Source organism: Streptomyces sp. 150FB (genome assembly GCF_000818195.1).
GTDB lineage: Bacteria > Actinomycetota > Actinomycetes > Streptomycetales > Streptomycetaceae > Streptomyces.
In genome coordinates this window covers 2,762,318-2,768,701 of sequence record NZ_JTHL01000001.1, presented here as the reverse complement: position 1 = coordinate 2,768,701, position 6,384 = coordinate 2,762,318, and the positions used below count along the sequence as shown (strand labels likewise).

The window sequence follows — 6,384 nt, the reverse complement described above, 5'->3', positions numbered from 1 at the left end:
GGCCCGGCGGCCGGGGCGGCGGCTGTGCGGGCGCACGCGGCGGAGCCGATGGCGGCGCGGTGCGCACATTCGGCGGGTAAGTCACGTGACCTCCCCCTCGGTCAGTTGACGACGACGGCCCGTCCCCGGCGGAACGGGGACGACTACCGGCCAGCAGTATGGCCGCAGGGGCCCGCGCGCACACCAGGATTGACTGGATCTTGTACGGGCCCCTCACCTTAGGGCAGGACCTGAAGCCACTGACCTTAAATACGTCGCAAAGCCCTGATCGGTTCCCACTTCGGGCCTCTTGGACGTGTTCAGGAGGTCTTCAGGGCGTTGGCCAAAGGCGCGTTCATCCGCTCAACCGACCGGGGCGGCCACCGGACGGCGCACGCACCGCCGGACTCGCCCCGCCGGACCCGTCCTCGCTCAGACGTAGTGCGCGTGCAGCCGCGCGTGCGCCTCCCCGGTCGCACCGACATGGTCGAGGCCCAGCAGCGCCGCGCCGAGCACCGGTGGCGCGGTCACCACCCCGACGACCGCCTTCGGCGCCTTCGCCGCCAGCAGTTCGGCGATCCTGTCGTTCAACCGCGGGTGGCGCGCCGCCAGTACGCCGCCGCCGAGCAGCACCGGCGCCTCCTCGTCCAGCAGGTCCAGCTTGCCGAGTGCGACGGTCGCCATCACCACGACCTCGTCGGCCAGCCGGTCCACCAGGGAGCGCGCGATCGTGTCGCCCGCCTCGCTCGTCGCGAACAGCACCGGCGTCATCTCGTGCCTGCGCACGAACGGGATACGCCCCCGGTGCAGCGCCTCGATCAGCTCGGCCATCGACCCGACGCCGAAGTGCTCCGGCAGCGTTCTGGCCAGCTCCGTCGCCTCGCCGCGCCCGTCCTCGGCGCGCGCCGCGAACCACATCGCCTCCAGGGCGAGTCCCGAACCGCCGCCCCAGTCACCGGAGATCTGGCCGATCGCCGGGAAGCGCGCCGTCCGGCCGTCCGGCAGCATGCCCACACAGTTGATGCCGGCCCCGCACACGACGGCGACACCGCGCGGCTCGGCGCCGCTCGGCAGCCCTGCCCGCAGTATCGCGAAGGTGTCGTTACGCACATCGGTGCTCAGGCCCCATCCGCGTGCCTGCACCGCCTCCGCCAACTCGCGTTCCTCCACGGGCAGATCGGCGTTGGCGAGACACGCGGAGATGTGGTTGACGAAGTTCTCGCGGGGCAGTCCGGCGGCCGAGGCCGCCTCGTCGACGACCAGTGCCAGTACGTCGATCGCCGCCTCGATCCCCACGATCGGCGGCTGGAAGCCGCCCCCGCGGGCCGCGCCGAGCACCGTACCGTCGGCGCCGATCACGGCCACATCGGTCTTGCTGTTACCGGCGTCGACGGCGAGGACGCTCGCGCGCCCCGCCGCCGGACCGAAGGTGCTCACGCCCACGCGAAGTGCTCCCGGTTGTGCGCGATCAGCTCGTCGGTGAGCTTCTCCGCGTACTCGTACTGGCCGATCAGAGGGTGCGAGAGCAGCGCCTTGTACACCCGGTCGCGGCCGCCGTGCACCGCCGCTTCGAGCGCCAGGTCCTCGTAGGCGGTGACGTTCGCGATGAGGCCCGCATACAGCGGATCGAGAGCGGGTACGGCGAGCGGCACCGCGCCGTCGAGCCCCACCCGCGCCTGGACCTCGATCACCGCGTCGTCCGGCAGGAACGGCAGGGTGCCGTTGTTGTACGTGTTCACCACCTGTACGGGGGAGCCGCCCCCGCGCAGCAGCGACGCCGCCAGATCCACCGCGGCCTCGCTGTAGAAGGCGCCGCCGCGCTTGGACAGCAGCTCCGGCTTCTCCTCCAGCGCGGGATCGCCGTACATCTCCAGGAGCTGCTTCTCCATCGCAGCGACCTCGGAGGCGCGCGAGGGCTTGGTGCGCAGCTCCCGTACGACCTCGTCGTGCGCGTAGTAGTAGCGCAGGTAGTACGAGGGCACCACGCCCAACTGGTCGAGCACCGCGCGCGGCAGGTGCAGGTCGGACGCGATCGCCTCGCCGTGCTCGACCAGCAGCTTGGGCAGGACGTCCTCGCCCTCGGGCCCGCCGAGCCGTACGCCGCGCTCCCACGTCAGGTGGTTGAGGCCGACGTGCTCCAGGTAGACCTCGCCGGGCGTCACATCGAGGAGCTTCGCGAACTTGCGCTGGAAACCGATCGCCACATTGCACAGCCCGACGGCCTTGTGCCCGGCCTGCAGCAGCGCCCGCGTCACGATCCCCACCGGGTTGGTGAAGTCGATGATCCAGGCGTCGGGGTTGGCGCGGCGTACCCGCTCGGCGATGTCGAGGACGACAGGGACCGTACGCATCGCCTTGGCGAGGCCTCCGGCGCCGGTCGTCTCCTGGCCGACACAGCCGCATTCGAGCGGCCAGGTCTCGTCCTGGTTGCGGGCGGCCTGCCCGCCCACGCGCAACTGGAGCAGTACGGCGTCCGCGCCCGCGACGCCCGCGTCCAGGTCGGAGGTGGTGGTGATCCGGCCGGGGTGGCCGAGCTTGGCGAAGATCCGCCGGGCAAGCCCCCCGACCAGTTCGAGCCGGTCGGCCGCGGGGTCGACGAGCACGAGTTCCTCGATCGGCAGAGTGTCCCTCAACCGTGCGAATCCGTCGATGAGTTCGGGTGTGTAGGTCGATCCTCCGCCTACCACTGCGAGCTTCATGAATCTCAGCCCTTTACTCCGGTGAGGGTGACGCCTTCTACGAAGGCCTTCTGTGCGAAGAAGAACACGATGATGACCGGCGCCATGACGAGCAGCGTCGCGGCCATGGTCAGGTTCCAGTTCACACTGTGGGCGCTCTTGAAGGACTCCAAGCCGTAACTCAGTGTCCAGGCGCCCGGGTTCTGGGCCGCGTAGATCTGCGGCCCGAAGTAGTCGTTCCAGCAGTAGAAGAACTGGAAGAGCGCGATCGCCGCGATGCCCGGCTTCGCCATCGGCACCACGATCTTGAGCAGGGTGCGCAGCTCACCGCAGCCGTCGACCTTCGCCGACTCGATGTACTCCTGCGGGATGGTGAGCAGGAACTGCCGCAGCAGGAAGATCGAGTACGCGTCGCCGAACGCCATCGGGATGATCAGCGGCCAGAGCGAGCCCGTGAGGTGGAACTGCTGGGCCCACACCAGGTACATCGGGATGACGATGACCTGCGGCGGCAGCATCATCGTGGAGATCACCAGGATCATCGCCGTGCGCCGGCCCCGGAAGCGGAACTTGGCGAGCGCGTACGCCACCGGCACCGACGAGATCACCGTGAAGACGGTACCGAGCACCGCGTACATCAGCGAGTTGCGCCACCAGGTCAGGAAGCCGGGCGTGTGGAACACCGTCGAGTAGTTCGACCAGTTCCACGAGTGCGGCCACAGGTCGCCGGTCAGCGCCTGCCCGTCGCTCATCACCGAGGTGAGGAAGACGAAGACGAACGGCAGGATGAAGACGAGCCCCAGCGCGATGGCCACGGCGTGGACCGCGATCCAGTTCAGGGCGCGCTTACGGCGGAAGCGGGCGGAGTCGCGTCCCGAGGGACGGCTCGGTGCGAGCGCCGGTGGTGGGTTCAGGGTGGTGGTGGTCATCTCAGTCCTCCGCCGGGATGAGGCCGACGCTCTTGCGCATCAGCAGGACGGTGACGGCCATGGCGATGGCGAAGAGCACGAGCGAGAGCACACATGCCGCACCGGTGTTGAAGTTCTGGAAGCCCAGCGAGTAGACGAGCTGCGGGACGGTCAGGGTCGAGTGGTCGGGGTAGCCGGGCTGGACCACCGAACCGGGGCCGATGGAGACGCCCGACGCGAGCTTTCCGGCGACCAGCGCCTGCGTGTAGTACTGCATCGTCTGGACGACGCCCGTCACCACGGCGAACAGCACGATCGGGGTGATCGCCGGCCAGGTGATCCAGCGGAACTTGGCGACGGCGCCCGCGCCGTCGAGGTCGGCCGCCTCGTACTGGTCCTTGGGCACGTCCAGCAGCGAGGCCATGAAGATGACCATCAGGTCACCGATGCCCCACAGGGACAGCATCACCAGCGAGGGCTTCGCCCAGTTCGCGTCGTTGAACCAGTTCGGTCCGTGCAGACCGACCCACGACAGCACCTCGTTGACCGGCCCGGTGGCCGGGTTGAGGAGGAAGACGAAGGCGACGGTCGCGGCCACCGGCGGGGCCAGATAGGGGAGATAGAAGACCGTACGGAAGAACCCGACGCCGGTCTTGATCTTCGTCACCAGCAGGCCGATGCCGAGACCGAACACCACGCGCAGCGCGACCATCACGACGACCAGCCACAGCGTGTTCCACAGGGCGGGCCCGAACAGCGGCATCTGCTCGAACACGTACTTCCAGTTCCGCAGCCCCACGAAGGTGGGCGACTTGATCTGGTTGTAGTGCATGAACGAGAAGTAGACGGTGGCGATCAGCGGATAGCCGAAGAAGACCGTGAAACCGATCAGCCAGGGGGAGAGGAAGCCCAGGGTGCGCAGCCGCCGGCGGTTGCGCTTGCGCCGGAGCTCCGCGCTGACCGGAACCTTCGCGGTCCCCGTCCCGGCGGCCCCGGCCCGTGCCGAGGTGGAGAGTGACAGTGCCATGACCCGGCTCCTCAGTTTTCCGACTGGACGTTGTCGGCGTCGATCTGGTCGTCGAGTTTCTTCAGACCGGCGTGCAGATCGCCCGCCTTGCCCGCTTCCTCGGAGTACGAGAAGTCCTGGAAGGAGGTGATGTACTGCCCTCCGTTGTTGGACGCCGGGATCGCCTGGCTGTACGGGTTCTGGGCGATGTTCAGGAACTGCCGGAACGACGGGTCCGCGTCCAGCTCCGGCGACTTCAGCGCGGGATACGTCGACGGCACGTTGTGGATCGCGTTGGCGAACTTCACCACCTGGTCGGTGTCCGTCGTCAGGTACTTCACCAGCTCCCACGCGGCGTTCTGGTGCGTGCTGCTGTGCGCGATACCGGTGACCGTGCCGGTCAGATAGCCGCGCCCGTACGTGTTGGCCTGGTCGTCAGGGACCGGCAGCGGCGCCACACCCCAGTTGAACTTCGCCTTGGCGTCCTTGAGCATCAGCCCGCGCCACTCACCGTCGAGATGCATGGCGAGCTTGCCCGTCAGGAAGGCGTTGCCGTCGGACATCTCGTCCCCGAAGCCGGCCCGCAGCTTCTCCATGGCCGCGTAGCCGCCCTGCGCGTCGACGATGGACTTCATCGCCGCGTAGTACTGCGCGGTCTTGGGCTCGTCGGCGAGCTGCGCCTTGCCGTTCTTGTCGAAGTACTTCGGGCCCCACTGCGCGAACATCCGGTCGGGACTGTTCTGGTAGAGCCGGAAGTTCGGCATGAAGCCCGCACGCTTGAGCGAGCCGTCCTTGTTCTTCACGGCGAGCTTGGCGGCGTCGGTCTTCATCTCGGAGATGGTGTGCGGCGGCCGGCTGATCCCCGCCGCCTTGAAGTCGTCCTTGTTGTAGTACATGCCGTACGCGTCGGCGAGCAGCGGCAGCGCGCACTGGACGCCCTGGTACTGCGTGTAGTCCAGCAGGGTCTTCGGGAAGACCTTCGCCTTGTCGACGCCGGTCTTCTTCATGAAGGGGTCGAGATCGGCCCACATGCCGGAGGAGCAGTACTGGCCGACGTTGTTGGTGGTGAACGACGTCACCACATCGGGCGCCGAACCCCCGCCCGCACGCAGCGCCTGATTGATCGTCTCGTCGCTGACGTTCCCGGTGGAGACGACCTTGATGTTCGGGTGGAGCTTCTCGAAGCGGGCGATGCTGTCGTTGATCGCCTTCACCTCGTTCGGCGTCGACCAGCCGTGCCAGAACTTCAGCGTGACCGGTTTGGTCGGATCGTCGTCGCTGCTGCCGGTGCTCGGATTGGCGCAGCCGGACAACAGCAGGGCAGCAGCGGCGCCGAGCGCCACGGGCACGCACGTGCGTATACGCCATCGCGCCATGTCGGACTTCCTTTACGGGGAGGGGGCTGAGCGGGGCCAATGGTGACAAAAAGGGTATGGGTGATCTACGCCCGGTAGGCCGGTGGGTCGTGCGGGATTACGTCGAGGGGGATTGCGTCGTGTCGAAGGCCGCGTCGCGCGCCTGCGTGAGCGCCGTACGCAGCGCTCCCGTCAGGATCGGATCGCCTTCGATGTCGCTGATGCGCAGCAGTGGTCGGGGCAGGGCGAGCCCGGTCAGCTCTTCCTGCACCCGCTCACGCAGTGCCTCTCCGCCGGCCTGGGCCACCGAGCCTGAGAGGACGACCAGTTCGGGATCGACGACGGCGACCACGGCGGCGAGGCCGGTGGCCAGCCTGCGGGCCGCCTCGCCGCGTACGGCCTCGTCGGCGAGCGCCTCGGCCAGCGGCAGCCCGCCGGCCAGGTCACGCACCGCCGGG

At 68.4% G+C, this 6,384-nt stretch carries 5 protein-coding genes and 1 pseudogene; all 6 read right to left on the bottom strand.

Annotation, left to right across the window (positions count from 1 at the left end):
* Positions 1 to 411: 411 nt before the first annotated feature.
* On the bottom strand, positions 412 to 1,422 hold the full coding sequence (locus tag QR77_RS11640) for a BadF/BadG/BcrA/BcrD ATPase family protein (RefSeq protein WP_052488681.1): 1,011 nt from the start codon (positions 1,420 to 1,422) through the stop codon (positions 412 to 414).
* Positions 1,413 to 2,678 carry a 6-phospho-beta-glucosidase gene (locus QR77_RS11635; RefSeq protein ID WP_040021489.1) on the bottom strand — a complete coding sequence of 422 codons (1,266 nt, stop codon included), beginning with the start codon at positions 2,676 to 2,678 and terminating at the stop codon, positions 1,413 to 1,415. The genes QR77_RS11640 and QR77_RS11635 overlap by 10 nt, the downstream gene beginning before the upstream one ends.
* Before the next feature lie 5 nt (positions 2,679 to 2,683).
* Positions 2,684 to 3,586, bottom strand: coding sequence for a carbohydrate ABC transporter permease (locus tag QR77_RS11630; RefSeq protein ID WP_040021487.1), 903 nt, complete (start codon positions 3,584 to 3,586; stop codon positions 2,684 to 2,686).
* A 1-nt stretch (position 3,587) separates the two neighbouring features.
* Positions 3,588 to 4,592, bottom strand: coding sequence for a sugar ABC transporter permease (locus QR77_RS11625; RefSeq protein ID WP_040021486.1), 1,005 nt, complete (start codon positions 4,590 to 4,592; stop codon positions 3,588 to 3,590).
* A gap of 11 nt (positions 4,593 to 4,603) precedes the next feature.
* Positions 4,604 to 5,947 carry an ABC transporter substrate-binding protein gene (locus tag QR77_RS11620; RefSeq protein WP_040021484.1) on the bottom strand — a complete coding sequence of 448 codons (1,344 nt, stop codon included), beginning with the start codon at positions 5,945 to 5,947 and terminating at the stop codon, positions 4,604 to 4,606.
* A gap of 97 nt (positions 5,948 to 6,044) precedes the next feature.
* A pseudogene (locus QR77_RS11615) lies at positions 6,045 to 6,384 on the bottom strand (ROK family protein); the annotation flags it as partial.

Coding starts and splice junctions, on each gene's coding strand:
- QR77_RS11635 (WP_040021489.1), bottom strand. CDS start 2,678: ATGAAGCTCGCAGTGGTAGGCGGAGGATCGACCTACACACCCGAACTC.
- QR77_RS11620 (WP_040021484.1), bottom strand. CDS start 5,947: ATGGCGCGATGGCGTATACGCACGTGCGTGCCCGTGGCGCTCGGCGCC.
- QR77_RS11630 (WP_040021487.1), bottom strand. CDS start 3,586: ATGACCACCACCACCCTGAACCCACCACCGGCGCTCGCACCGAGCCGT.
- QR77_RS11625 (WP_040021486.1), bottom strand. CDS start 4,592: ATGGCACTGTCACTCTCCACCTCGGCACGGGCCGGGGCCGCCGGGACG.